At 63.9% G+C, this 23,833-nt stretch carries 16 protein-coding genes; 10 read left to right on the forward strand and 6 right to left on the reverse strand.

What is annotated here, in order from left to right; genetic code table 11:
- Positions 1-63: 63 nt before the first annotated feature.
- The 5 genes from KY496_RS06000 to zwf all read left to right on the forward strand — a co-directional run bounded on the left by KY496_RS06000 (position 64) and on the right by zwf (position 9,353).
- On the forward strand, positions 64-1,470 hold the full coding sequence (locus KY496_RS06000) for a glycoside hydrolase family 105 protein (protein ID WP_219864204.1): 1,407 nt from the start codon (positions 64-66) through the stop codon (positions 1,468-1,470).
- Between the two features lie 13 nt (positions 1,471-1,483).
- Positions 1,484-2,707, forward strand: coding sequence for a DUF4861 family protein (locus tag KY496_RS06005; protein WP_219864205.1), 1,224 nt, complete (start codon positions 1,484-1,486; stop codon positions 2,705-2,707).
- 8 nt (positions 2,708-2,715) lie between these two features.
- On the forward strand, positions 2,716-4,575 hold the full coding sequence (locus KY496_RS06010) for a glycoside hydrolase family 28 protein (RefSeq protein WP_219864206.1): 1,860 nt from the start codon (positions 2,716-2,718) through the stop codon (positions 4,573-4,575).
- Between the two features lie 156 nt (positions 4,576-4,731).
- Entirely contained in the window at positions 4,732-7,683 is a 2,952-nt protein-coding gene (locus KY496_RS06015) for a TonB-dependent receptor (protein WP_219864207.1), read from the forward strand.
- Positions 7,684-7,874: 191 nt separating this feature from the next.
- Complete coding sequence (gene zwf / locus KY496_RS06020; protein WP_219864208.1) at positions 7,875-9,353, forward strand: glucose-6-phosphate dehydrogenase; 1,479 nt, start codon at positions 7,875-7,877, stop codon at positions 9,351-9,353.
- A 20-nt stretch (positions 9,354-9,373) separates the two neighbouring features.
- On the opposite strand, the gene KY496_RS06025 is transcribed toward zwf, so the two are convergent.
- Entirely contained in the window at positions 9,374-9,868 is a 495-nt protein-coding gene (locus KY496_RS06025) for a MarR family winged helix-turn-helix transcriptional regulator (RefSeq protein ID WP_229520441.1), read from the reverse strand.
- A gap of 18 nt (positions 9,869-9,886) precedes the next feature.
- Here KY496_RS06025 and KY496_RS06030 point away from each other — a divergent pair, with 18 nt between their 5' ends.
- Positions 9,887-10,639, forward strand: coding sequence for a siderophore-interacting protein (locus tag KY496_RS06030; protein ID WP_219864209.1), 753 nt, complete (start codon positions 9,887-9,889; stop codon positions 10,637-10,639).
- Between the two features lie 7 nt (positions 10,640-10,646).
- Here the strand turns inward: KY496_RS06030 and KY496_RS06035 are convergent, their stop codons facing one another.
- The gene (locus KY496_RS06035) at positions 10,647-11,591 is read right to left on the reverse strand and encodes a 2-hydroxyacid dehydrogenase (protein ID WP_219864210.1); all 945 of its coding nucleotides are present in this window, start codon (positions 11,589-11,591) and stop codon (positions 10,647-10,649) included.
- A 119-nt stretch (positions 11,592-11,710) separates the two neighbouring features.
- Here KY496_RS06035 and KY496_RS06040 point away from each other — a divergent pair, with 119 nt between their 5' ends.
- From KY496_RS06040 to KY496_RS06055, 4 genes are all read left to right on the forward strand, one after another.
- Positions 11,711-12,868, forward strand: coding sequence for a DUF1624 domain-containing protein (locus KY496_RS06040; RefSeq protein ID WP_219864211.1), 1,158 nt, complete (start codon positions 11,711-11,713; stop codon positions 12,866-12,868).
- 146 nt (positions 12,869-13,014) lie between these two features.
- The gene (locus tag KY496_RS06045; protein ID WP_219864212.1) at positions 13,015-14,181 is read left to right on the forward strand and encodes an alpha/beta fold hydrolase; all 1,167 of its coding nucleotides are present in this window, start codon (positions 13,015-13,017) and stop codon (positions 14,179-14,181) included.
- Between the two features lie 227 nt (positions 14,182-14,408).
- On the forward strand, positions 14,409-15,812 hold the full coding sequence (locus tag KY496_RS06050; protein WP_229520442.1) for an APC family permease: 1,404 nt from the start codon (positions 14,409-14,411) through the stop codon (positions 15,810-15,812).
- 51 nt (positions 15,813-15,863) lie between these two features.
- The gene (locus tag KY496_RS06055; RefSeq protein WP_219864214.1) at positions 15,864-16,463 is read left to right on the forward strand and encodes a cyclopropane-fatty-acyl-phospholipid synthase family protein; all 600 of its coding nucleotides are present in this window, start codon (positions 15,864-15,866) and stop codon (positions 16,461-16,463) included.
- Positions 16,464-16,536: 73 nt separating this feature from the next.
- Here KY496_RS06055 and KY496_RS06060 read toward each other — a convergent pair whose 3' ends face one another.
- The 4 genes from KY496_RS06060 to KY496_RS06075 are packed head-to-tail and all read right to left on the reverse strand — an operon-like array spanning position 16,537 to position 23,777.
- Positions 16,537-17,613 (reverse strand): DUF6708 domain-containing protein, encoded by a 1,077-nt coding sequence (locus KY496_RS06060; protein WP_219864215.1) that lies wholly within the window; start codon positions 17,611-17,613, stop codon positions 16,537-16,539.
- 8 nt (positions 17,614-17,621) lie between these two features.
- Complete coding sequence (locus KY496_RS06065; RefSeq protein WP_219864216.1) at positions 17,622-20,090, reverse strand: T6SS effector BTH_I2691 family protein; 2,469 nt, start codon at positions 20,088-20,090, stop codon at positions 17,622-17,624.
- The gene (locus tag KY496_RS06070) at positions 20,084-20,956 is read right to left on the reverse strand and encodes a DUF4123 domain-containing protein (RefSeq protein WP_005670542.1); all 873 of its coding nucleotides are present in this window, start codon (positions 20,954-20,956) and stop codon (positions 20,084-20,086) included. Before KY496_RS06070 ends, KY496_RS06065 begins: the two co-directional genes overlap by 7 nt.
- A 13-nt stretch (positions 20,957-20,969) precedes the next feature.
- The gene (locus KY496_RS06075; RefSeq protein ID WP_219864217.1) at positions 20,970-23,777 is read right to left on the reverse strand and encodes a type VI secretion system Vgr family protein; all 2,808 of its coding nucleotides are present in this window, start codon (positions 23,775-23,777) and stop codon (positions 20,970-20,972) included.
- Positions 23,778-23,833 lie beyond the last annotated feature (56 nt).

Here is a 23,833-nt window from a genome sequence, read left to right on the forward strand (position 1 = left end):
TAGAAGTACGGTAGCTGAAGCACATGCCGATATCCGGTAATACAACAAAGCGATTGGAGACACATGAAAGGCCACACCCTGCACCTGCTTGCAGCGCTCTTGGGCTGCGCGCTCGCCTGCGGACCCGCCCTGGCAGAGGGCAAGTACCGCAACCCCGACAACGGCAACCTGGGCGATCCGGGCGAAGGCACCTACCCGATTCCGTATAAAAAGCCGGTGGTGGCCGAAGTCACCGCCCAGTTGCAGTCGATCCGGGCCTTCATGGACCGCGCCACCCCGACGCGCATCGTCAGCAAGCGCACCGGCCAGCCGATCACGGACATGAAAAACCCGGTCGCGGATGCCATCTTCGAGCGCAGCGCCGGCGACTACGGCATCCAGGTGTACGAGATGGGCGTGGTGCATTCGGGCCTGCTCAAGGCGGCGCAGGTCACCGGCGACGCCGGCTTCACCAGCATGACCCGCCGTCACTTCCAGTTCTTCAGCGACACCCTTCCCTACTTCCGCGCCCAGGAACAGAAGTTCAAGCTCGAGCGCGCCAACAGCTTCTCGCGTTTCCTCGATCCGCGCTCGCTCGACGACAGCGGCTCGATGTGCGCCGCCCTGATCCGGGCCCGCTTCGCCAAGGTCGGCCCCGACCTGAAGAACATGATCGACACCTGCAGCGACTGGGTATATAAGCGCCAGTTCCGGCTGGAAGACGGCACCATGGCGCGCAAGCGTCCGCAAGAGGTTTCGCTGTGGGCCGACGATATGTACATGAGCATCCCGGCGCTGGCCGAGATGGGCCGCCTGACCGGCGAGCGCGCCTACTTCGACGACGCCGTCAACAACGTGATCGGGATGTCGAGCCGCATGTTCAACCCGCAGCTCGGCCTGTACACCCACGGCTGGCACGCGAATCACCCCGACGCGCCGCGCTTCTACTGGGCGCGCGCCAACGGCTGGGCGGTGCTGGCGATGTCCGACCTGCTCGACGTGCTGCCGAAGGACCACCCCGGCTATCCGAAGGTGCTGGCCCAGCTGCGCGCTTCCTTGAGGGGCATCGCCGAGCTGCAAAGCGGCAGCGGCCTGTGGCACCAGATGCTGGACCGGAACGACTCCTACCTCGAGACCTCGGCCAGCGCCATCTTCACCTATGTGTTCGCGCACGCCGTCAACGAAGGCTGGATCAGCGCCACCACCTATGGCTCGATCGCCCAGACCGGCTGGAACGCGCTGTCGACCCGCATCAATTCGCTGGGCCAGGTCGAAGGCACCTGCGTCGGCACGACCCTGGCCAGCGACATGGTCTACTACTACCATCGCCCGACCAGCGTCGACGCCCTGCACGGCTACGGCCCGATGCTGCTGGCCGGCGCCGAGATCATCCGCCTGGTGAGCAACCCGGCGTTCGAGATCCAGCACAAGGTCCGCACCTACCACTACCTGCCCAAGGGCGGGAAGACCGATTACCGCGAACACCACTGATCCGGGAGACACCATGAAACGACTCGTACTGGCAAGCCTGCTGGGGGCGCCGCTCGTCCTGTCCACCTGCGCCGCGCAGGCGGCCGACAAGGTCGACGTCAGCGTGCAGCACGACCTGGCGATCGCGCGCCCGTCCGAAACCATCGCGATTGCCTGGAAGGACGTCAACGCCGCCCTGCCCGGCGCCATGATCCAGAAGATCGCGGTCAAGGACGCGCGCGGCCGGGTGCTGCCGCACCAGGTGACCAATATCGCGCCGCAGGCGAAAGACCCGAACAACGAAGGCATCGCCTATGGCGAGCTGCTGTTCCAGCACAGCTTCGCCGCCGGCGAGAAGAGCGCCAGCTTCACCATCGAGCGCATCGACGGCGTGGCGCCGCCATTCCCGGTCAAGGCGTTCGCGCGCCACGTCCCGGAGCGCCTCGACGACTTCGCCTGGGAGAACGACAAGGCGGCGCACCGCACCTATGGCCCGGCGCTGGCCGCGCCGGCGCCCGCGGGCGTGGTCAAGGAAGTGCTGGTGACCAGCGGCCTCGACCTGTGGTTCAAGCGGGTCGACTATCCGATCGTCGACCGCTGGTACAACAAGGGCCATGACCACTACCACAAGGACCAGGGCGAAGGCATGGACATGTACAACGTCGGCAAGTCCCGCGGCGCCGGCGGTAGCGGCATCTGGATCGGTGAGACGCTGCACACGGGCGTGAACTGGGCCAGCTACAAGATCCTGGCCAACGGACCGATCCGCGCCGTGTTCGAGCTCCACTACGCGCCATGGGACGCGGGCGGCCGCCAGGTCAGCGAGGTCAAGCGCTTCACGGTCGATGCCGGCCACTGGCTGGACCGGATCGAGAGCACCTTCACCACGGCGGCCGGAGACACGGCTGCGCTCACCGTCGCCATCGGCCTGAACAAGACGCCGGGCGACAAGGGCCAGGATCCGAAGATCCAGGTCGGCCGCGACGGCAAGGTCTTGCTGCAGTGGGTGGAGCAGAAGAGCAACGACGCCTTCGGCACCGCCGTCGTGCTGCCGGCCGCCGAGGGCTTCGCCCAGGACCCGCTCAATGAACTGATCTATGCCACGGCCACGCCCGGCCAGCCGCTGCGCTACTACGCCGGCGGCGCCTGGAGCCGCGCCGGCGAGATCACCACCCGCGCCAGGTGGCAGCAGGTGGCGCAAGACCAGGCCGCGCGCGACGCCAACCCGGTGCGCGTCAGCCTGGCGCAACAACGATAAGGACCGACATGCCATTCCAAGCCAAACGACGCGCGCTGCTGCGCACCGTCCCCGCCGCCTCGCTGATGATGACCGGCCTCGGCGCCGCCAGCATCGCCCGTGCCCACCAGGATGGCGCCGCCCGTGCCCTGCCCGGCGCTGCCCGCCCCGACCCATGGCGGCGCGCGGCCGACATCGTGGCCCGCTTCGCCACGCCGCTGGCGTTTCGCGACGAGGACTTCCCCATCACGGCGCATGGCGCCAGGCCCTGCGCGCTGGTGAAGGTGAAGGGCCAGACCGAATCGCTGGTCGAGGGGACCCTCGACACGCCGGCGCCGGGCTCCCCGGACTGCTATCCCGCGATCGCCGCCGCCATCGCGGCCTGCCACGCCAAGGGCGGCGGCCGGGTCGTCATCCCCAAGGGAGAGTGGTATTGCGCCGGGCCGATCGTGCTGCGTTCGAACGTGCACGTGCACCTGGCCGCCGGCGCGCGCGTGCACTTCGCCGCCAACCCGGCCCACTACGCGCGCCACGGCGAGCATGACTGCGGCGCGAACGGAAAGCTGGTGCTGTCGCGCTGGCAGGGCAACGACTGCCTGAACTACTCGCCGATGGTGTATGCGCTCAACCAGACCAATATCGCCCTCACCGGCGAGGACTGGACCAGCATCCTCAACGGCCAGGGCGGCGTGCCGTTCGAGGCGGGTTTTGCCGACCAGCCGGAATGCTGGTGGGACTGGAAGGGCCGCGGCAAGCCGGTGCGCAAGCGCACCGAGGTCCATGCGAACCCGAACAACCCGCCGCTGGACCAGGTGGTTCCCGGCATCGATGCGCAGCGCCAGGCCGCGATCCAGGGCGAAGGCGGCCGCTGGCAGACCGATTCGCGCTACCTGCCGGCGCTGTCCGAAGCCGGCGTGCCGGTCGAGCAGCGCGTGTTCGGCCACGGCCACTTCCTGCGCCCGTGCATGATCGAACTGATCGGATGCAGCAAGGTGCTGCTGCAGGGCTACCAGGTGAACGCGGCGCCGTTCTGGCTGCACCATCCGGTCGATTGCCGCGACCTGTTAATCCGGCGCGTGAACATGGAGAGCCTGGGACCGAACAGCGACGGCTTCGACCCGGAGTCCTGCGACGGCGTGCTGGTCGACGACTGCCTGTTCAACAACGGCGACGACTGCATCGCGATCAAGGCGGGCAAGAACCTCGACACCGGCCACGGACCGACGCGCAATGTGGTGATCCGCAACTGCGTGATGAACAGCGGCCATGGCGGCGTGACCCTCGGCAGCGAGATGGCCGGCGGCATCGAGCACGTGTATGCCGAGAAGCTCGAGTTTCGCAACATCCACTGGAAAGACGACCCGCTCAACACCGCGATCCGGCTCAAGACCAATATGAACCGGGGCGGCTTCCTGCGCCACCTGTACGTGCGCGACGTCACGCTGCCGCATGGCGTGGCGACCGAGCCGATGCTGTACAAGCCGCTGCCCGGCGCGCGCGAGATCAAGGAACCGGTGGCCTCGACGGCGGGCGCGATCATCACGATCGACTGCGACTACGTGCCGGGCGACGACACCATGCGCATCCGCCCGCCGCAAGTGTCGGATATCGAGATCAGCAATGTGCGCACCTCCAACGTCGATACCGGCAAGGGCAGCTTCTCGTGCTACCAGGCCTTCGTGCTGCTGGGACCGGTCGCGTCGAGCTTCAACGGCAAGCCGGGCACCGCCATCCCGCCGATCGCCCGCGTGCGCATCAGCGATTCGGACTTCGGCACGCCGCGCAATACGGCCAAACCGTGGTTCTTGCACAACGCCGTCGACGTCACGCTCGATAACGTCACCATCGCAGGCAAACGCTACAAGCAAACCCTATCCACCCAGGGTTAAGTGTCATCAGGTCAGGCCAATTCGTAAATATTTTTACTTTGGCCTGACCAAAAGTCGTTAAGTTGCCATAGAATTACAAAACTGGCCTGACCAGATCCCAGATGCAACACCGGCCGATCACCTGAACGCGCCGCTATAAAAACGCACGGAGACAAGATGAATCACACCCCGCACCGCGCAGTCCTGCGCAAACTGACCCTGTGCCTGCTCGGCACCGCCTCGGTATCGGCGCTCTCGCTCGGCCCGGCTTTTGCCCAGGAGGTAGCCGCGACGCCGACTGGCGCCGACACCGTCAACGCCCAGACCGTGGTCGTGACCGGCCTGCGCGCCTCGCTGGAGAGCGCGCTGAACGCCAAGCGCCAGGACAACGGCATCGTCGACGTCATCAAGTCGGAAGACATGGGCAAGTTCCCGGACACGAACCTGGCCGAGTCGCTGCAGCGCGTGCCGGGCGTCGTGATCGATCGTGACGCCGGCGAAGGCCGCAGCATCACCGTGCGCGGCCTGGGCCAGGACTTTACCCGCGTGCGCATCAACGGCATCGAAGGCCTGGCCACCACCGGCGGCACCGACAGCTCGGGCGGCACCAACCGTGGCCGCGGCTTCGACTTCAACGTGTTCGCGTCCGAACTGTTCAGCGCCCTGACGGTGCGCAAGAGCTCCTCGGCCGACGTCGACGAAGGCTCCCTCGGCGCCACCGTCGACCTGCAGACCCTGCGCCCGTTCGACCTGCGCGGCTTCAACGCCACCGTCGCCCTGAAGGGCAAGTACAACGACGGCTCGGAAAAAACCGACCCACGCGCGGCCTTCATGGTCTCGAACACCTTCTTCGACCGCAAGGTCGGCGTGCTGTTCTCGGGCGCCTACTCCAAGCGCCGCGTGCTGGAAGACGGTTTCAGCACCGTGCGCTGGGATAACGGCCCGTCCTCGGGCGGCTGGTGCGCGCCGCAAGGCGTGACCGCCAATCCGAGCAACTCGACCGCGACCACCTGCGGCCCGGCCGCGCAAGGCGCCGATCGCCTGCCCGGCACACCAGAGAACATCGCCGCCTACAACGCCGCCAGCGACCCGAACAACTTCCATCCGCGCCTGCCGCGCTACGGCCGCCTGACCCACGACCAGGACCGCCTGGGCCTGACCGGCTCGGTGCAATGGCGTCCGCAACGCGGCACCTTGCTCACCTTCGACATGCTGTACTCGAAGCTCGATGCGACCCGCCAGGAAGACTTTCTGCAGGCGACGTCGTTCAGCCGCAGCGCCAGCCAGGGCGGCAAACCGCAGGTCGGCGTGCTCGAAGCGCAGTACGCGCCGAACGGCTCGCTGCTGTACGGCCGCTACGACAACGTCGACATCCGCTCCGAGCAGCGCTTCGACGAGCTCAAGACCACCTTCACCCAGCCGACGCTGACCCTGGAACACAAGCTGAGCGACACCTGGAGCATGAGCGCCAGGTACGGGCGCGCCGAATCCAAGTTCCGCAATCCAGTCCAGACCACGGTCACGCTCGACGCCCTGAACGTGGATGGCTACAGCATCGACTTCCGGGGCGACAGCCGTCGCCCGGTCATCAGCTATCCGTTCGACGTCAACGGCAGTCAACTGGGCCTGATCGGCGTGCCGCAGGTCGCCAGCGGCGCCCAGCCGACCACCGTGCCGAACACCACCACCAGCGAGATCCGCATCCGTCCGCAAGGCACCGACAACGTCAACAACGTCGCCCAGTTCGACCTGGCGTGGGAAGCGAGCGACAACCTGACCTTCAAGGGCGGCGTCAACAGCAAGAAGTACACGTCGGACACCTATGAGTTCCGCCGCGTGAACCAGAACGACACGATCTTCGCGCCGCCGGCCGGCGCGACCGGCCTGACCACCAATATGACCGGCTTCGGCAGCCAGCTCGGCATGCCGGCCGGGAACGCGACCGGCTGGGTGGTGCCGAACCTGCAGGCCATCGCCGCCGCCTACGACATCTACTGCAACTGCATCAAGAGCGGCCCTGCCGGCGGCCCGGGCGACTTCACGCTGTCGTCGATCGAGAACGGCAATGCGCGCGGCAACAACCGCTCGGTGACCGAGAAGAGCGACGGCGTCTACCTGATGGGCGAGTTCCGCCACGACCTGTGGAATATTCCGGTGCGCGGCAACATCGGCGTGCGCTACGTGAAGACCGACCTCGAAACCATCGGCTACCAGGCGGCCGGCGGCGGCACCCAGGTCAAGGTCGAGCACGACTACACCGACACCCTGCCATCGTTCAACCTGACCGCCAACGTGACCGACGAGTTCATCGTGCGCTTCGGCGCGGCCAAGGTGATGACCCGTCCGCAACTGGGCTTCCTGTCGCCGGGCGGCAGCATCGCCACCACCGGCAACCTGTCGATCAACTCGGGCAACCCGTTCCTGAAGCCGTTCCGCGCTAAGACCTTCGACAGCAGCTTCGAGTACTACTTCGCCAACAAGGCCTTCGTCGGCCTGGGCCTGTTCCAGAAGAACATCGACACCTATATCCAGAGCCTGCGCACCAACGTGGCGTTCAAGGATTCGGGCCTGCCGCTGTCGCTGCTGCCGGCGAACTTCACGGGCGAGGAAGTCTTCCAGCAGACGCTGCCGGTCAATACCGATGGCGGCAAGCTGAAAGGCTTCGAGCTGAGCTACCAGCAGCCATTCACCTTCCTGCCGGGCTGGGGCAAGAACTTCGGCACCCTGCTGAACTACACCAAGGTGAGCTCGAAGATCGAGTACCTGGTTTCGCCGACCGGCGGCGCCACCATCACCGACGACCTGCTGAACCTGTCGCCCAAATCGTGGAACGCCACCTTCTTCTATGACGACGGCAAGTTCAGCGCGCGCATCTCGGGCGCCAAGCGCTCGGGCTTCGTGACCCGCGTGCCGGGCCAGAACAACAACGACGTCGAGGGCAAGAACGAAACCTTCAACGTCGACCTGTCGCTGTCGTACAAGGTCAACGAGAACCTCGAGTTCACGCTCGAAGGCGTCAACCTGACCAACGAGGAAAACGACCAGTTCATCAGCCGCGCACGCGACAGCGTGGTGGTGAACAACGTGACCGGCCGCGAGTACCTGTTCGGCCTGCGCTACAAGTTCTGAGTCCTGCATCCTGGTGGCTTTGCGGCCCGCGCTTGCGCGGGCTTTTTTCGTTCCGCCGTACGTTCACCCGCCGGCGCCGGCAAGCTTGCCGCTTTTGCCAGACTTTATTCGGTCATGTAGGCTACAATCAAAGACCATTTCAGGCGAGCGCACGACGCAAGCGATCTATACAACCTGTCAGCGAAAGAGACATGAGCACCTCGAACGAGCAAGCGAATCAGCACAATGACGGCCTTCCCCTCGACATGACCATCTTCGGCGGCATGGGCGACCTTGCCATGCGCAAGCTGTTGCCCGCCCTGTACATGGCCTTCCTGCACGGTAACCTGCCGCCGTCGACCCGCATCCTGTCGACCGGCCGCCAGGACTACGATCGCGCCGCCTATCTGGCCTTCGTCGAGGAACATTCGCGCTCCTTCATCAGCGCCGCCAATTTCAACGAAAAGAGCTGGGCCGGCTTTCTCGACCTGCTGGTCTACGTGCGCCTGGACGTCTCGAACGCCGAGATCTTCGACACCCTGCGCGATGCGTCGCGCGACGGCGCCCAGCGCGTGTTCTACCTCGCCACCGCGCCGGCGCTGTTCACCACCATCTGCGACAAGCTGGCCGCCACCGGCCTGGTCGACGCCAACGCGCGCGTGGTGCTCGAGAAACCGCTGGGCCGCGACCTGGCCTCGGCGGTCGAGATCAACGAGGCGGTCGGCAAGCACTTCGCCGAATCGCAGATCTACCGCATCGATCACTACCTGGGTAAAGAGACGGTGCAGAACCTGATGGTGCTGCGCTTCGGGAACTCGATCCTGGAACCGCTGTGGCGCGCGCCGAACATCTCGAGCGTGCAGATCACGGTGGCCGAAGAAGTGGGCGTGGGCAGCCGCGCCGGTTTCTACGACAGCGCCGGCGCGATGCGCGACATGGTGCAGAACCACCTGATGCAGCTGCTGTGCATCGTCGCCATGGAGCCGCCGACCTCGTTGTCGCCGGACGCGGTGCGCGACGAAAAGCTGAAAGTGATCCGCTCGCTGCGCCGCATGACGCTGGCCGACATCGCGCGCGACACCGTGCGCGGCCAGTACACGCGCGGCGTGAGCGGCAACCAGGAGGTCAAGGGCTACCACGAAGAGAGCAATGTGCCGGCCCAGAGCCACACCGAGACCTTCGTGGCGCTGCGCGCGCGCATCGACACCTGGCGCTGGTCGAAGGTGCCGTTCTACCTGCGCACCGGCAAGCGGATGGCCCGCCGCTCGTCCAAGATCGTCATCGAATTCGCCAATCCGCCGTTCCCGCTGTTCCCGGAAACCCCGGGCGGCGTCGCCAACCGCCTGGTGATCGAGCTGCAGCCCGAGGAAGCGATCAAGCTGCAGATCTTCGCCAAGCAGCCCGGCAGCGGCATGCAGATGCAGCAGGTCGCGCTCAACCTCGACCTGCAATCGGCCTTCCAGCAGCGCCGCGCCGAGGCCTATGAACGCCTGCTGATCGACGTGGTGCGCGGCCGCCTGACCCACTTCATGCGCCGCGACGAACTGGAAGCGGCCTGGGAATGGGTCGAGCCGATCATCAACGGCTGGGAAACCCTGAACGAGAAGCCGCATCCGTATGCGGCCGGCTCGTGGGGTCCGGCCGAGTCGTTCGCGCTGCTGGCGCGCGACGGCTTCGGCTGGGTCGAGTAATCGCCGGACGACCGGGCGGGCTAGTCCGCCCGCTGTTCTTCCAGATTGGCGCGCACCCGCGCCAGCAGCGCCATCAGCTGGGCCTGTTCATCTTCGGACAGGCCGGCAAGCGCCGCCTCCCCCAATGCGCCGCTCTGGCGGTGCAATCCTGCAAACACTTCCTGCCCGTCCGCGCTGAGCGTCAGGCGCGTGCTGCGCCGGTCGTGCTCGTCGGCGGCGGCCTCCAGCAGCTGCGCTTCGCGCAGCACCCGGATAAGACGCGCCACCTGGGCCTTGTCTCTTCCCGAATGCGCCACCAGATCACTCTGTGTGGCGCCGGGATGGCGGGCAAAATAGCCCAGCGCCTTCATCTCCATATGCGCCAGCTCGTGCGGGCCGCTGCGCAAACCGCGCAGCTGCCGTGAACGGTAGAGATGCACGATCGCGTGCATCGCCTCCAGGGGATCGTCCGCACGATTGCCATGGTTTTGGTTGACTCTATCAACTTCTTTTCGCATAATGGTGGATACTATCAACTAATTCTGGAGTGTAGCATGTCTGAATCCCACATTCCCACAGATATTCCGGCGCTGATTCCCTCCATCGAGCGCGTGCGCCACGACCTCAAGATACGCGAGGTCGAAGTCGCGCGCATCGAGCAGATCAGCCCCGGCTTTGCCCGCATCACCTTCAAGGGCGCTGCACTTTCGGATTTCAACTCGCTGTCCTTCGACGACCACGTCAAGTTCATGTTCGACGGCCCTGATGGGCAGCAGGTTCGGCGCGACTATACGCCACGCCGCTTCGACCGCCAGGCATGCGAAGTCGACCTCGAGTTCGCCCTGCACGGCCATGGCGGCGCCGCTGAGTGGGCGCGCAATGCGCAGGTGGGTTCGAAAGCCATCATCGGCGGCCCGCGCGGTTCGATGATCCTGCCCCTGGTGATGGACTGGCACCTGCTGGTCGGAGACGCCAGCGCCCTGCCGGCGGTGAGCCGCCGCCTGGAAGAGCTGCCGCCGCAGGCCCGCGCCCAGGTGGTGCTGCTGGTGGACGTGGCCGACCGCCGCGAACTCGCCACCCAGGCCAATGCCGACGTCCACTGGGTGGCGTCGAACGACGAACTGCTGCAGGCGCTGAAGGACCTGCCGCTGCAGAGCGGCGCCGGCCTGGCCTGGGGCGGCGGCGAGGCCTCGCTGATGGCCCAGGTGCGTCAGTTATTGATCGACAAGGGGCTGCCGCGCCAGGCCGGCCGCATCTCGGCCTACTGGAAACAGGGCGTGGCCGACCACCACGAGCACCTGGACTGAGCGTCGACTACAGCACCGGCGTCGGCAACGGCTCGCCATTGAAGTGGGCCAGCAGATTGGCCACCGCCAGCCGCCCCATCGCGCGCCGCGCTTCCACGGTGAAGCTGCCGACGTGGGGCGTGAGCACCACGTTATCGAGCGCGAACAGCGCCGCCGGCACGTTCGGCTCATCCTCGAACACGTCCAGCCCCGCCGCGCCGAGCCGCCCGTCCTGCAGGGCCGCGACCAGCGCCGCCTCGTCCACCACCGAGCCGCGCGCGATGTTCACCAGCGTGCCTTCCGGCCCCAGCGCCTCGATCACGTCCAGCCCGATCATGTGCCGGGTCTCGGGACCGCCCGGCATGCACAGCACCAGCATATCGCTTTCTTCCGCCAGCGTCAGCAGCGAGCTGCTGCGCCGCTCGGGCGCCGGCCCCGCGCTGCGCTGGTGGTAGCGGATCTCTATCCCGAAGCCCTGCAGGCGCTGCGCCACCGCCTGGCCGATGCGGCCGAATCCGACGATGCCCGCCACCTTGCCCGTCAAGCTGCGCGCCTGGGTCAATGGCGCCTTGGCCGGCCACTCGCCGGCGCGCACGTAGCGGTCCAGCAGCGGCAGGCGGCGCACGGCCGACAACAGCAGGGTGACGGCGAAATCGGCCACGTCGTCGGTCAGCACGTCGGGTGTGTTGGTCACGTGGATGCCCTGCTGCGCCAGCAGCGCCAGCGGCACCGCATCCACGCCGACACCATGCACCGACACGATCTCGAGCGCCGGCAGGCTGGCCACCAGCTCCGGCGTGACGCCGACCGTGCCGGTGGTGAGGACGGCGCGGATGCCGCCGGCGATGCGCCCGAAGGACGGGTCCCCGGCCACCGGAATCGTTGGCACGAAATGGCACTGGAATGCCTGCGCCACTTGCGCGCGCACCTCCGGCGACCACACGCTGCCCAACACGAGAATCTCTGGCTTCATCGGTAAGTATCCTGCCTCGTCACTGAATATGGATGGGTCCAGTATGCCAGAGGAGCGAGCCATGCGCCGGTCGCTTTTTTTCTCGCCTGTGGCCGGCTTCCCGTACAATCCCGACCGATATGAATCCGAGTGCCTCCCCCCTTCCGCTCCACGGCGCGAGCAAGCGCATCGCCTCCATCGACGTCGCCCGCGGCCTGGTCATGCTCCTGATGACGGTGGACCACGTCCGCGAGACCTTCTTCCTGCAGCACCAGGTCAGTGACCCGATGGACGTCACTGCGACCGATCCCGGCCTGTTCTTCTCGCGCCTGACCGCCCATTTCTGCGCGCCGATGTTCGTGTTCCTGACCGGCCTGTCGGCCTGGCTGTACGCCAATCCGGCGAGCGGGCCGCGCAGCGCCACGGGCTTTCTCGCCAAACGCGGCGCCTTCCTGATCCTGCTCGAGATCGTCGTGATCAACTGCGCCTGGACCGGCAGCTTCACGCCGCATACGGTCTACCTGCAGGTGATCTGGGCCATCGGCCTGTCGATGCTGGCGCTGGCCCTGCTGCACCGCCTGCCCCTGGCGCTGCTGGCGGCGCTCGGAGTCGCCATCGTCGGCGGCCACAATGCGCTGGCCGGACTGTCGTTCGAACCCGGCTCCTGGCTTGCTACCGCCTGGACCATCCTCGAACAGCGCGGCTACCTGCTCGAGGAGCCGGTGCGGGTGCGCATCAGCTATCCGCTGCTGGCCTGGATCGGCGTGATCCTGCTGGGCTATGCCTGCGGCCCGCTGTACGCGCGCGCCCTTGACCCCGCGCTGCGCCGGCGCCGGCTGGTGGCCGGCGGCCTGGCCTGCCTGGCCCTGCTCCTGGTGCTGCGCACCTGGAACGTCTATGGCGAGACCTTGCCGTGGGCGCCGCAGGACGAGCTGCTGCGCAGCGCGATGGCGTGGCTGAACTTCACCAAATACCCGCCCTCGCTCGACTTCCTGCTGCTGACCCTGGGGGTCGGCGTGCTGGTGCTGGCCTGGATCGAGCGGGTCGATGCTGGTTGGGTGCGGGTGGCGGCGGTGTTCGGCGGCGCGCCGCTGTTCTTCTACATCCTGCACCTGTACCTGCTGCTGGCCGCGCAAAGGATCGCGGCCGGCGTGCTGGGCGTGCCGCGCGCGGATTTTACGCAGGTATGGCAGGTCTGGCTCGGCGCCGTCGCGCTGGCGGCGCTGCTGTACTGGCCGACGAAACGCTTCGGACAATACAAGCGCGTGAGCGGCAAGGCTTGGGTCAAGTATCTGTGAAGCTGGTTCGATTCCGTCCGGCTAGTTCTGTTCGCGCAAAGTTTTACCTAGCGCAAACAGGCTCGCGATTCGAAGCGTGCGCGGTTGGAGCCGGGCAGTAGTTGGCGTAGAGTCTCGTGATCGCCAATTCGACGGGATCGCCATCCATGTACGCCAGCAACTGGAACAACCTCGGGGCCTTCGGAGACCTCGGAACACAGGCCCTCAAGCAGATGGACCGCAGCCGCCAGGCGCGCGGCAAGATGCTGGAACGCGCCGGCTACGGGCCGCAACAGACTCCGTCCACCGTGATCCTCGAGCAGCCCGGCCTCAGGCTGCACCGCTTCCAGGACGCCCCGGGCGGCGGCCCGGCGGTCCTGCTGGTGCCGGCGCCGATCAAGCGCGCCTATATCTGGGACCTGGCGCCCGACATCAGCGTGGTGCAGCGCTGGAACGAACGCGGCTACCGGGTCTACCTGGCCGAATGGCTGCCGATGCCGGATGACGACGGCGACGTCGGCCTGGACGACTACGGCGACCGCATGCTGTCGGCCTGCCAGCGCGCGATCGCGGAAGACAGCGGGCAAGAACGACTGACGATCGCCGGCCACTCGCTGGGCGGCATCCTGGCCGCCATCTACAGCTGCATGCACCCCGAACGCGTGGCCGCGACCATCCTGCTCGAGTCGCCGCTGCACTTCGAGCAGGCCAGCTGCTGCTTCTCGCCACTGGTCAACGCGACCCCGCACGCGCGCGGCATCGCCGACGCCTTCCGCCACGTGCCGGGCGTCTACCTGAACATAATGAGCGCCATGGCCGAACCGCAGGCCTTCCAGTGGGAGCGCATCGCCGACCGCTGGCTGTCGCTGCTCGACCCGAAGGCGCTGGCCACCCATATGCGGGTCGAGCGCTGGACCCATGACGAATTCCCGCTGCCCGGCCGGCTGTTCACCGACATCGTCGAGTCGCTGTACCGCAACGACGAGTTCATGCAGGGCCGGCTCGACATCGGGGGCCGCACGATCGGCCCGCGCGACCTGCGCGCGCCGCTGCTGTGCGTGGTCGACTTCCGCAGCAAGGTGATTCCACCCGAGTCCGTGCTGCCCTTTCACGAGGCCGCCGGCAGCGAACGCAAGCACGTGCTCGAATACCAGGGCGACGTCGGCGTCAACCTGCAGCACGTCGGCGTGCTGGTCGGGCGCAGCGCGCACGCCGCGATCTGGCCGGCCATCTTCGAGTGGCTCGGCTCGCCCGCGCTGGCGAATGCCTCGAATGAAGGACGCAAGCCGGCGTTGCCGGCGGAGATGTCCAGCACCTCTCCGGCAGCGGACTGATGACATGGCGCGGCCCTCGGCCGCGCCCTTGCATCGACCAGCGCGCCACACCCTGCGGACCACACTCTATTTATCTTTGTAGCAATTCAATCGCGCGCCATCTGCTCTGCGGTCTGGATAACATCCAGTACCGAAAAGCGGGTGAGCGATAGTGTATTTATAGGCTCCCCATGTGCAACCAAGCGCGACGCGGCCCCCGGCCGCCGACGTGCCCAACCGATCACGACATGGATGCCATAGAAGCGCAGCGCTCTGTCTCAGCCCCTCACGACACCCGCCCCCGCCCCACCATCGGCCTGCGCGAAGCGGTCGCCGTCATCGTCGGCGTCGTGATCGGCGCCGGCATCTTCAAGGCCCCGTCCCTGGTCGCCAGCATGAGCGGCGGGGCCACGGCCATGTTTACCTTGTGGATCATGGGCGGCCTGGTCTCGCTCATCGGCGCCCTGTGCTACGCCGAACTGACCACCTCGTATCCGCATGCCGGCGGCGACTACCACTACCTGCACCGCGCCTATGGCCGCTCGGTCGCCTTCCTGTTCGGCTGGGCGCGCTTCTCGGTGATCACCACCGGCTCGATCGCGCTGCTCGGCTTCGTCTTCGGCGACTACATGCAGCAGGCGGTCCCCTTGAGCATGCTGCCGGCCGGCTGGGGCAGCACCGTGTACGCGGTCGCCGTGATCGTGGGCCTGTCTGCGCTCAACCTGCGCGGCATCCGCACCGGCACCGGCACCCAGACCTTCCTGACGGTCGCGGAAATCCTCGGCCTGCTGCTCATCGTCGGCGCCGCCGCGTTGTTCACCGACCCGGCGCCCGCACCGGCAGCCGGCGCGACGGCCGCCGCCGCATCCGGCCCGGCCACTGCCGCCCTCGGCATGGCGATGGTCTTCGTCCTGCTTACCTATGGCGGCTGGAACGAGGCCGCCTACATCAGCGCCGAGATGCGCGGCGGTCCGCGCGACATGGTCAAGGCGCTGACCATGGGCATCGTCGTCATCACCGTGCTCTACCTGATGGTGACCTGGGCGTACTGGAAGGTGCTCGGCATGGAAGGCATGTCGGCCTCCGAGGCGGTCGCGGCCGACGTCATGAAGGTCGTCTTCGGCCCGGCCGGCGAAAAAATCATCTCGGTGCTGGTGGCGGTCTCGGCCCTCACATCGATCAACGCCACCATGATCGTCGGCGCCCGCACCAGCTACGCCATCGGCCTCGACTGGAAGAAGCTGGGCCGCCTGGCCGAGTGGGACAGCGAGCGCGGCACGCCGACGGTGGCCATGACGGTGCAATGCGTGGCGGCCCTGGCCCTGGTCGCGACCGGCGCCGCGCTGGGCGGCGGCTTCAAGGCCATGGTCGAGTTCACGGCGCCCGTGTTCTGGCTGTTCTTCCTGCTCACCGGCATCTCGCTGTTCGTGCTGCGCCGGCGCGAGCCGAATACGCCGCGGCCGTTCAAGGTGCCGCTGTATCCGGTGTTGCCGCTGCTGTTCTGCGCGAGCTGCGCCTATATGCTGTGGTCGAGCCTGTCCTACGTGTACAGCCAGCAGCTCGGCGGCCTCAACGCCGCCTGGATCGGCGTCGCCGTGCTGGCCATTGGTGTCGTGCTGTTGTTGCTGCTGCGCTCGAAGAGCAAACAATAAATACCAAGCGTTTTATCCCCCCGAGTCCACTTGACCCAAGGAGCTGTGCTGATGAACCCGCAACCTCGCCGTCGTACCCTGCTGCTGTCCACCGCCGCCGCCACCGGCCTGATGATGTTCCCGTTCGGCCGCGCGCTGGCCCAGTCCACCGCGGCCACCGCCGCCACGCCGCGCCTCGACGTGCCTTATGTGCCGACCCCGCAAGAAGTGGTCGACAAGATGCTCGACCTGGCCAAGGTCGGCAAGAACGACACCCTGTTCGACCTGGGCTGCGGCGATGGCCGCATCGTCGTCACCGCCGCCAAGGAACGCGGCGCGCGCGGCACCGGCATCGACATCGATCCGACCCGCATCGCGGAAGCCAAGGAAAACGCCAAGAAGGCTGGCGTGTCCGATCGAGCGCAGTTCCGCGTAGGCGACCTGTTCAAGACCGATTTCTCGACGGCCGCCGTGGTGACCCTGTATCTGCTGCCGACCATTAATGCCAGGCTGCGCCCGCAACTGTGGAAGCAGCTCAAGGTTGGGACGCGCGTGGTGTCGCATGCCTTCGATATGGGATCGGAATGGCCGGCGGAGAAGACGGTCGAGGTGGATGGCCGGACGATTTATTACTGGACCATTACTGAGGCGAACAAGAAAGAGGTGGCCTGATGTAATTTTCAGAAGAGTGCCCTAATAATCGGACTGAGACCGCTGATCCATATGCGGCGCAAGAAACCAGCCTTCATCTCATCAATTGAGTCGAGGGATAGCTGGGCCTCAACTTCAGTCTGCCGTCGCTGATCTTGCGCGGCCGGAATTCCACTCCGGCTGCCGCAGCAGCTTCGGGATATACGGCAACCCGATCGCCGCTCCGATTGCCAGTTATAGCAAACGGGTCATCAACCTCGACTTTACAATCTGCCTCGACTTCGCTTGGCCACTCAGGAATTTTACTGGTCCACATTGCGAAGATCCGATTCAAGCTGAAAATTGCACAAAGCGGCAACGTCATTAAGTAGATCGGAACATATACGCCTGCAATATTTGCAAGCATTCGTTCGATACCGATTCGAATGCTTTCTTTTTTTTCATCCAGTGGCATACAGAACTGGACTTGGTTAGAAACTGCCTCGGGGCCTTCCTCCATGTACCGTCTTATGAATTCCCAATGTGCTCGGAGGAAGTCGAACTCTGATAGCCTGCTAGGACGTTGACCATTATGGTCTAGATACAAGAGGCCAGTATAACTCAGGGAAAATGTTCTCTGTATAAGCGACGTTTTCGGATCAAGAATATGACCACGAATCTCCCACTCATGCAACCGCGGCATATGACCTAGCGTAAAAAATATTTCATCCCAAGGTGTGCTACTCACTGTTCCGTCGGTGTGAAAAACATGGACAAGCCGCTTCTTGCGATTAAATCTTACTGGATAATGCGTAAACGAGAACCAATCTTTACGTAAAAGCCATATTCCAATGAGGAACATTGGCATGAGACTTGATGTTAGTATCAATACAGTCTCGATACCGGATGGTTGTAATTTCAACCCATCACTCTTAGTGAGAGCTTCCATGATCGCTGTCCCAACTATTACTAAAACAGTCACTATCGCTGGCAGAGCGAATACTGAAAGGCTGCCTCGCCAACCATACCATTTATCTACAGATTCGAGAAAAGTAGAATTCATCTTTATCACGCAAAGGTGGCTGTATGGCTCAATATCCAACTTCTCATTCTGCGCTAGCCGATTATCCAGCTCCTCCTTACTAAGAGGTCGATTGACACGATATTTAGGAAGCAATCCAAAATAGTTCATCGGTATCCTCACTTGAACGCTTGAGCCAACTGCTCTTGTTCAATTTTCATGCTAATGTAGCGCTGGTTCAACAACACTCCCCAAGGACATCTTTCAAGCCAATCCTGTAACCGATCATCCTTAATAAACTCGATCAATAGCCCGACTGCGACGTATAGCGCCACTAGCATGAGGGTTACTGGAAACGCCGCCCCGAAAAGTATTGCCAAGGCCAAGAGAAGACCTATAAACGCCGACCCTACATAAGCCACAAATAGCAAACCTAAACCATTCTCTTTCACCGTTTCTGCCGCTTTGAACATGTCCAGTACTGCCATCAGAAGGCCAGCCACCGCGCCCGCGCTCCTACCTAGCTGCATCAGAGCCCATCCCGACCACGACAAAAAGCGTTGCCCATAGAGCATCCCCTGTGAAGCTCGTGCCCGCAATGCGCCGCCGATAACTTCACATGTAGTACCAACTAAACCACTGATAGCAGCCACTCGCCGCCAACGAGCATCTTGCTTTTCATTTGCAAGGCTCGTCTCCTCATCTTCATACACCTTCGTCAAGCAAACAGCCTGTAAGATCGCAGTGACCACGCCCCATCGAACTTTTTGGTTAATTACCGATCTCCAGCGTTCTAAACGAAGCGACTCCAGTTGCTCCACCGATCGCAGACTCGACCTCAGCTGTGTTTCTTGTGCAACTCGACTCATACCGCTGGGCAGGTTCTCGATAGAGGCGCGATCGGCGCTGACCACCCAACGCAATTTTCTGCTTCCTTCGACCCTCATGCCGCGTATTCGCAGGCGCTCCAACTCGAGGCTTACTGCCGCGCGCAGCTGGTTCTCGCTGATCACCGCACCACTCGTCCGTATCATCTGCTTTGCTAGATACCTTACAAACTGCGAACGCTTCCCACTAATTTCGAAAACGGTGACGGCATCTCCAGAGATGAACCCCAACATCATCAGCGTCTTATGAAAGCCGGGTCGGCCATCCACGACTTTTCCCAGGATCCGGGCCACTGGGCCAGATATCTGCGCAATATACAGTGCAAGCCCATTTGTAGAATTATCATCCAGCGCTTCCATTGCAGCCTTGTACACTTCGAACAGACTGTCCCATGGTATTTGCCGACTATTGAGAGCGACTCTTGAAGCTTCCTCTATCGACTCAGCAACTGCAGACTGGTTAAGGATAGACGCCCTCAAAAGAACATTCTTTTTATCTTGAAAATTTCCCTGAAGGAGTTCTACATACAATTTACTGCAGCAGGTTTTATCCTGTGTCCCGGCGATACAGCTGGTCACGACATTGGTATAAGCCATCCCACACAGGGCGTTGGACGGATCATAATTAAATTCAAGATAATCCGTGAATGCTGCACTCTTGAACCATTCCACATGGCGCAGAGCCAACGGTGCGATCGATTGCTCATCGAATGCCTTGAGCTTCGCATCGAATTCCGCCCTCCATTTCTGCCGGGCAGCGTCATCGAACTTCCTGCCGTATTTAGACCATGCAGACGTTGTGGCTCGATCAAGCTCAGCCGCCGTTACCTCTCGCACGTTCGCGGTCTTGTTACGTGTTGACTCAGACAGAACATGTCCTAAAGGGTCTATTGCTTCCATTCTCGATGCCGCCATCCGTGCGGCCTCGATCTCTTCCGTTTCGGCCTTGCCAACGATCGAAGCTTTTATCTGATCGATTCCCGCACTTGCAGCAAGATTCCTCTGGTCGGTGGGATTTTTTGCAATGAACGCCTCGAGCAGATGCGTCATCAGGAACGCCAGCTCCTGTACTATGCCGGCCGGGTCAGGCACGGTAACAATCAATCCTTTTCCTGCCCGTATGTTCTCGAACTCCTTGACCAGCTTCTCGCCGCCGCCGAAGCAAGCACAATATCGGAATGGACTCGCATCGATCAGCGGCCTGATACGAGGCGACGGCAGCGCATACTCCGTTACAACCGCCTCCACCTGCCGAATCGGTTCGTGCGGCCCGCTTTTTGCCGCCATGATGCTGCGGACATCCACCTCCACCATATGGCGCCTGCGAAGTTCCCGTTCCTCATTCGCCTTGCGCACATTCGGGGTCCACAGCGTGTCGCTGAATCCGATCCACACCGAGGTAGCATTGGCCGGATCAGAAATCGTGATACAGCCGGCCGCTTCACGATGTCCCTCGATCGTGCAATTAAAAGGTCCAGTTGGCGTGAGCAGAGACGAGAGAATCGACGTCAGCGAGAGCTTGTAGAGAAGCGCTTCCGGTGTCACGAAATAGCAGTCCCATCTCTGCCGGGCTTCGTCGTATACGTTGACGTAACCGCTACGCAGCAGCCGCTTGGTATAGTGGGCAGTGGTGGGCGGCAATGCTATCGGCGGGCCTTTTGTCTCCGGAGCGCCTGAGCGCGCGGGAACCACCGCGTCACGCACAAGCAATAGAGGCAAACCGCGCTTGTCGCAGAACTCGCATTTCTTTGACGCTAGCATGACATTCTCCGATCTTCCACCAAGGCGCCCTCGCGCAAGGCGCGCCAGACCTCTGGGGCGATCAGTGCGAAATGGTCTGATAAATAGGAATCGTTGCGGTTCGAGGCGTATTGCCTTATAGCGGCCGCGACGCAGGGGTCTTCATCGAAGCCGGGGCGGCACACCAGGGCGCGAAACGCGAACTCGGTCAGATCCTCAGCCCCCAGCAGTCCATATCGCGAGGCGCCACGATCCAGCGCCGCTTCGGCTGCTTCACTGCAAATATCCAGCTGAGCGGCGTCCCGTATGTCCGCACGTCGTAGTGCGCGATTCACAATCCCGATTCTGGCGATACGTGCCCAGTCCCTGTACGCGGGCGCTTCATTAGCACGGTCCGGGCGAGGCTGGGGAATGCTCCCTCCAATCTTCCGCTCCACCCATGCGCCGCCGATCCGATAAGTGATGGCGTCGATCCGTCCGAACAAGTGGCGACACTGGGCAGGCGAAAGGATACGGAGTAGCTGATGGAGGACGCGTGGGTCATGCATCCTTAACCAGACAAGATTTCCACTATGAGGGGACGCGAGTTGCCCGGCATTCCAGCGACGCTCGACTTCGTCCATGCCGATCGCCGTCTTCAGCATTACCGCCACAACGGGGATGTTCATCCCGGGGGCAGTGTCATCGGTACCGCCAAAAAGTTCCCCCAGCGCCGATTCCCGAGCTGATTTCAGCTCGACCAAGGCAGGCATCAGATGGGCGCTGCCAGCCAACCTTCGCGGCACCAGCGGTGCTACACGCACCCCCTTTGGCACCAGGGCGCGCATCGTGGCGTCGACCACGCCGTACGCATGCCCTCCGATCAAGTCATTCATATGCGTAGCCATGGCGCCGTTCAAATCAAGAGACCGGCACGATGCCGTCCCCTGCCGAAGCGGCGCCCGCCGCACGCATCTCACACAGTTTCAGCTCCCCAGGCTGCGGCAGCTTCACCTCGGAGGTTGCTTTCTGGGGGCCGCCCAACTCCTTCTTGCCGGCCTTGAACTCGACCTTGCCGGGGGCATGCACTTCGATATTTCCTCCCTCCAGGCGGATGCAGGCGCCCTGGGCTGTCAACAACACGTGCTTCTTCGGTGCGCGCACCGTCACCGACTTGGCAATACTGGCGACCGAGATCGACTTATCGGCAACGAACCGGCTCGCCGCGGATTGACTCTGCAAACTCAGGCGACCACTAGCCGCGTGAAACTTCATTCCCGTTTCCTGAAGCGGGCGCGCCTTGTCGTCCACCTTGCCGTAGCTGAAGAGGCTGATGCCGGCGACCGCCATGACCGACATATTCCCCTGCGCGACGACGCCGACGTCTCCTCCCGCTGTCAGCGATCCCGTCTGCTCCGCCGCCAGAATGACATTCGCTGGCGAGACCGCGACAATGCCCGCCGGACTCCAGACCTGCAAGAGGGCTTCACCATAGGCCGTCGCGCGGCACGCGTCGCCGCCATCGGAACCGGACCTCCCCGCCGCCGTGCCAGCCAGCGCCTTGGCGGTCTGGCGCATCGCCGCCAGCGCCGGCAAGGCATCTCGCGACGGTTCACCGGAAAGCACCGCCTGATGGCCGCGGGCACGCTCGGCCAAATCGTCCTGCAACTGGCAACACTGCTCGATCTGCCCGCTCGCGGCCGAACCCAATTGTTGGCGTGCGCCGTCCTGCATACCGGCGGCGAGCAGCAGGCCGTCTCCTGCCCTGAGTGCGGCGGCATGCGCGGTCTTGAGCTCGGCGCCGGCGCCAACCGTTGCCAGGCGCTGGTTGTCGGCCCGGTGCCGCAAATGGCCGAGATTGAGCTCGGCCATGCCATCATGCGCGCGCTGGTGCCGCTGCAGGCCGAGACCGGACTGGCCCGGACTGTCGTCGAATACGAGCTGGCTATAGGCATCCGTACCAAGCTGGCTGGCGCCCATCGCCTGCGACTTGAACCCAGACAACACCGCTGGATGGGCATGTCCACCTTCCTCGCCGGCGAACCACGGCGGCGCGTTGCCGGTCGCAGGTCCGGCTCCGCAATGCACCTGGTTATGCTGCGCATCCGTCTGGCCACGGCCGTTGTACAGGCTCGCAATGGCCACCGGCCGGTCGATATCCCCATCCAGGAAATCGACCAATACCTCTTGCCCCACCCTGGGAATGAAGCTGGCGCCCCAGTTGGCCCCAGCTACCGGAGCCACCACCCTTACCCAGGTGCCTGCCAAGTCGTTCCCAGGCGCTCCCGTATGCCCTTCGGGAGAAGGGTGTTCCAGGCGGCTATGGCTGACCGTCCCACGCTGCCAGTGAAACTGAACCTTGATGCGATGGTCCCGATCCGTATGCACCAACGATCCCGGCGGGCCGACCACGATCGCCGTCTGCTGCCCCTGGACCGTTGGTCGTGGATGTAGCGACTGGCCGGAGTCATCCTTGCTACTTTTCCGATACGGAATGCTGGACAGGATCGCTTCAGCGCAATTGCGATACAGGGGCCGCTCGACCTTACGGGCGCCCACGGCTTGCAGCTCGCGGTCGGCGAGTAATGTACGCGCGGTAGGACCGGGGCCGAGCAGGTCGGTGACCTCGCCAAGGAGTTCCGCCGGCAGATTATTGTGCATCAGGTGTACAACACGAGTTGCAAGAAAGGTACGCGCCTCATCATCCCTCTCGCGATCGAATAGCGCATGACCGCGCAAGGTGAATGTCGTTCCCGGCATCAGGGTGCGCACTGTCCCGGCGCAAACATGCACGACACGGCGCGCCTGCAGGGCCTGCAGCTGGATCTCGGCAAGGCGATTGCCCTGGACGCGGCTCGGATACGCATACATCCCCGGCATATCGCGACTGCGAAGCGGCGGCCCATCCGCATTCCATTCATCGGCGTTCACCGGCCGGGTTTGGGCAGCGCGATAATCCCAGGTATCCAGGTCGATCGCATTGGCAAGCATTCTCGCTTCGGTGCGCCAGCGATCGATGCTGTCGGCCTTCATGACCGCGCCAGGCTGGGTAAATTCCACGCGCGCCCGCCTGTTGCGCCGGAATGTCCCATTGTGGTCGGCGATGACCATCGTATGCTTCCCGCGCGACGGGCTGCCTGGATTGCCTTCGTGCTCGAAGTAGTGGAACAGCCCCTCCTCGTGCAGAAGGCGCTCGACGAACGCCAGGTCGCTCTCCTGATACTGGGTGGTCAGGCTCCGTCTCGGGTAAACAGCCCGATCGGCTACCTCGATCCTCCACGCAGGATCCAGTCTTGCCTTGCCCTGGTATCGCCTGAATATGGTTTCGAGAATCTCGATGACGTCCATATCCTGGAAGACCCTGCTGTCGCGCCCAAGCGCCATGAAGGCGGTCCATGGCTCAACGGTCAACAGGTATCGTGCAAAGCCGCCATCCGATCCGGCCAGCTCGGCCGCCGTTACGTGCCCATGAAAGGCGCGATGGCTGTCGCGCGATTCAGCGGTGAGCAACTGCAACAGCACCGGCTGACCGAGCAGGCTACGCAAGGACAAATGGGAATCAGTCGACAGCGCATCGATTCTGAAACGGAATCCGGCGCTGATCGCTTCCTCTCCGCGCGCGCATTCGGCCAGCAGTTCGGGACCGGCCGGCGTGTGCAGCGCGAGCAGGCGGGTATCTTGTGTGAAGCGAATGAGTGAGGCAAGCGCGGCATTCCCAGGTTTCGGCATGAGCCCTCCGTGCAGCGCCCATGACCGCGGAGAACTTCCGATGTCTACATGGAGCG

It is taken from the genome of Massilia sp. NP310 (assembly GCF_019443485.1).
Taxonomy (GTDB): Bacteria; Pseudomonadota; Gammaproteobacteria; order Burkholderiales; family Burkholderiaceae_D; genus Telluria; species Telluria timonae.

What these genes read in the sequence shown, in the direction of transcription:
- KY496_RS06000 (WP_219864204.1), top strand. Translation starts at nt 64, where the DNA reads ATGAAAGGCCACACCCTGCACCTGCTTGCAGCGCTCTTGGGCTGCGCG.
- KY496_RS06005 (WP_219864205.1), top strand. Translation starts at nt 1,484, where the DNA reads ATGAAACGACTCGTACTGGCAAGCCTGCTGGGGGCGCCGCTCGTCCTG.
- KY496_RS06010 (WP_219864206.1), top strand. Translation starts at nt 2,716, where the DNA reads ATGCCATTCCAAGCCAAACGACGCGCGCTGCTGCGCACCGTCCCCGCC.
- KY496_RS06015 (WP_219864207.1), top strand. Translation starts at nt 4,732, where the DNA reads ATGAATCACACCCCGCACCGCGCAGTCCTGCGCAAACTGACCCTGTGC.
- zwf (WP_219864208.1), top strand. Translation starts at nt 7,875, where the DNA reads ATGAGCACCTCGAACGAGCAAGCGAATCAGCACAATGACGGCCTTCCC.
- KY496_RS06030 (WP_219864209.1), top strand. Translation starts at nt 9,887, where the DNA reads ATGTCTGAATCCCACATTCCCACAGATATTCCGGCGCTGATTCCCTCC.
- KY496_RS06035 (WP_219864210.1), bottom strand. Translation starts at nt 11,591, where the DNA reads ATGAAGCCAGAGATTCTCGTGTTGGGCAGCGTGTGGTCGCCGGAGGTG.
- KY496_RS06040 (WP_219864211.1), top strand. Translation starts at nt 11,711, where the DNA reads ATGAATCCGAGTGCCTCCCCCCTTCCGCTCCACGGCGCGAGCAAGCGC.
- KY496_RS06045 (WP_219864212.1), top strand. Translation starts at nt 13,015, where the DNA reads ATGTACGCCAGCAACTGGAACAACCTCGGGGCCTTCGGAGACCTCGGA.
- KY496_RS06050 (WP_229520442.1), top strand. Translation starts at nt 14,409, where the DNA reads ATGGATGCCATAGAAGCGCAGCGCTCTGTCTCAGCCCCTCACGACACC.
- KY496_RS06055 (WP_219864214.1), top strand. Translation starts at nt 15,864, where the DNA reads ATGAACCCGCAACCTCGCCGTCGTACCCTGCTGCTGTCCACCGCCGCC.
- KY496_RS06060 (WP_219864215.1), bottom strand. Translation starts at nt 17,613, where the DNA reads ATGAACTATTTTGGATTGCTTCCTAAATATCGTGTCAATCGACCTCTT.
- KY496_RS06065 (WP_219864216.1), bottom strand. Translation starts at nt 20,090, where the DNA reads ATGCTAGCGTCAAAGAAATGCGAGTTCTGCGACAAGCGCGGTTTGCCT.
- KY496_RS06070 (WP_005670542.1), bottom strand. Translation starts at nt 20,956, where the DNA reads ATGGCTACGCATATGAATGACTTGATCGGAGGGCATGCGTACGGCGTG.
- KY496_RS06075 (WP_219864217.1), bottom strand. Translation starts at nt 23,777, where the DNA reads ATGCCGAAACCTGGGAATGCCGCGCTTGCCTCACTCATTCGCTTCACA.